2 protein-coding genes are annotated in these 1,688 nt (G+C 63.2%); one reads left to right on the forward strand and one right to left on the reverse strand.

All coding sequences use genetic code 11. From position 1 onward, the window contains the following. Nucleotides 1-59 precede the first annotated feature (59 nt). On the reverse strand, nt 60-566 hold the full coding sequence (gene tpx, locus HMPREF9538_RS02285) for a thiol peroxidase (protein WP_004152131.1): 507 nt from the start codon (nt 564-566) through the stop codon (nt 60-62). Nucleotides 567-668: 102 nt separating this feature from the next. Between tpx and ycjG the strand changes: the two genes are divergently transcribed. Next, a complete protein-coding gene (ycjG, locus tag HMPREF9538_RS02280; protein WP_004892699.1) occupies nt 669-1,634 on the forward strand; it encodes an L-Ala-D/L-Glu epimerase in 966 nt (321 codons plus the stop codon). The last annotated feature ends 54 nt before the right edge of the window (nt 1,635-1,688 follow it).

Consider the following 1,688-nt stretch of genomic DNA (forward strand, 5'->3'; position numbering starts at 1 on the left):
GGGGGGGGGGCTGGGCAGATCGAATGTCCGCGAGCGCGACGCGCCCGGGCAATCTGTTATCAGGCTTTCAGGGCGGCCAGCGCGGCGTCGTAGTCCGGCTCTTCGGTGATTTCGTTCACCAGCTGGCTGTAGACGACCTGATCGTTTTCATCGATTACGACCACCGCACGCGCAGCCAGGCCAGCCAGCGGACCGGTGGCGATGGCGACGCCGTAGTCAGCGAGGAAGGACGCGCCGCGCAGCGTGGACAGGGTGACCACATTGCTCAGGCCTTCCGCGCCGCAGAAGCGGGACTGGGCGAACGGCAGGTCAGCGGAAATGCACAGCACTACGGTGTTGTCCAGTTCAGCGGCCAGCTGGTTGAATTTACGCACTGATGCGGCACACACGCCGGTATCAATGCTCGGGAAAATATTCAGTACTTTACGTTTGCCGGCGTACTGGCTCAGCGCGACGTCAGAGAGATCTTTGGCGACCAGCGTAAACGGCTGCGCTTTAGCGCCTGCCTGCGGAATGGTGCCCTGAACAGAAACGGGGTTGCCCTGGAAATGCACGGTTTGTGACATGGTTATCTTCCTGTTTACATATAGTTAACGTCGCGAGTAGTGTATGACATCCGCCAGCTACACGGCAAACCCTATTTAACATTTACCAGAGAGGACAAGGGAATGCGTAACGTGCGAGTGTATGAGGAAGCCTGGCCGCTCCATACCCCTTTTGTGATCGCCCGCGGTAGCCGCAGCGAGGCGAAAGTGGTGGTAGTGGAACTGGAAGAGGACGGCGTGAAAGGGGTAGGCGAATGCACACCCTATCCCCGCTATGGCGAGAGCATCGCCTCGGTCATGGCCCAGGTGATGGCGATCGGCGAGCAACTGGAGGCGGGGCTTACCCGCGAACAGCTGCAGCGGCTGCTGCCGGCAGGCGCCGCGCGCAATGCCATTGACTGCGCGCTATGGGATCTGCAGGCCCGGCGCGAAGGCAAAACCTTGGCCCAGCTGTTGGGCGTGGCGTTGCCTAACCGGGTGATTACCGCCCAGACGGTGGTCATTGGCACGCCGGATCAGATGGCGGCCAGCGCCGCGGCACTGTGGCAGGCAGGGGCCCAGCTGTTGAAGGTGAAGCTCGACGATCGACTGATCAGCGAGCGGCTAATCGCTATCCGCCAGGCGGCGCCGGAGGCTACGCTGATTGTTGACGCCAATGAGTCCTGGCACAGCGAGGGGCTGGCGGCGCGCTGTCAGCTGCTGGCGGACCTCGGTGTGGCGATGCTTGAGCAGCCGCTCCCCGCCGACGACGACTCGGCGCTGGAAAACTTCGTTCATCCGCTGCCGATTTGCGCCGACGAGAGCTGCCACACCCGGGAGAGCCTGCCGCGGCTGCGCGGGCGCTATGAGATGATCAATATCAAACTGGATAAAACGGGCGGCCTGACCGAAGCGCTGGCTCTGGCCGGGGAGGCGGAACGGCAGGAATTTGAACGGATGCTGGGCTGTATGCTCTGCACCTCGCGCGGGATCGCCGCCGCGCTCCCTCTGGCGCCGCTGGCGCGCTTCGCTGACCTCGACGGCCCGACATGGCTGGCGGTGGACGTTGAGCCGGCGCTGCGGTTCAGCACCGGCGTGCTTCATCTTTAAGCCTTCCAGCGCAGCAGATCGGTCATCGCCGGCAGGTAACGCTCCGTTGCCTCG

The organism is Klebsiella sp. MS 92-3 (assembly GCF_000195655.1).
Lineage (GTDB): Bacteria > Pseudomonadota > Gammaproteobacteria > Enterobacterales > Enterobacteriaceae > Klebsiella > Klebsiella pneumoniae.

Bases quoted from the DNA above. Each gene is read 5' to 3' on its own strand.
- tpx (WP_004152131.1), bottom strand. From the start codon at position 566: ATGTCACAAACCGTGCATTTCCAGGGCAACCCCGTTTCTGTTCAGGGC.
- ycjG (WP_004892699.1), top strand. From the start codon at position 669: ATGCGTAACGTGCGAGTGTATGAGGAAGCCTGGCCGCTCCATACCCCT.